At 75.0% G+C, this 515-nt stretch carries 1 protein-coding gene; it reads left to right on the top strand.

Annotated features, from left to right (window positions below):
- Positions 1-266 precede the first annotated feature (266 nt).
- Positions 267-515, top strand: a 249-nt coding sequence (locus FA014_RS19745) for an Hpt domain-containing protein (protein WP_230323473.1), incomplete at its 3' end; no start/stop codon positions are given.

Genomic DNA, 515 nt, shown 5'->3' on the forward strand with positions numbered 1-515 from the left:
CGCACCCGCGCGCCCGAGCCCCCGGACCGGGTGCGGCGCTCCCGCCCGGCGCCCCGGGGCTCGTCCCGCCGCACCCCCGCCGACCCCGCTCGGCGGGTCCGGGGCGCGGGTCGGGCGTCGTGCGCGCGCGCACTCGTCCGGGTGACGGCCGCGCCTTCACCCGCCGTACGGCCCCCGTCGCCCACCAAAAGCCTCACGCGCCCCCCGAACCCGCCGATCCTCACCACAGACGGGTCCGCACCCGCTAGGAGGCAGCAGTGGAGGACATGGACGAGATCGTCCGCGAGTTCCTCGTGGAGAGCCACGAGAACCTCGACCAGCTCGACCAGGACCTGGTGGCCCTGGAGAGCGAACCGGGGTCGCGCTCGCTCATCGCGAGCGTGTTCCGGACGATCCACACGATCAAGGGAACCAGCGGGTTCCTCGCGTTCTCGCGCCTGGAGCGCGTGGCCCACGCGGGGGAGAACCTGCTGGTCGAGCTGCGCGACGGCCGCCGGTCGATGGACCAGGCGACC

The sequence above is a fragment of the Cellulomonas hominis genome, from assembly GCF_005239125.1.
GTDB classification, from domain to species: domain Bacteria; phylum Actinomycetota; class Actinomycetes; order Actinomycetales; family Cellulomonadaceae; genus Cellulomonas; species Cellulomonas hominis_A.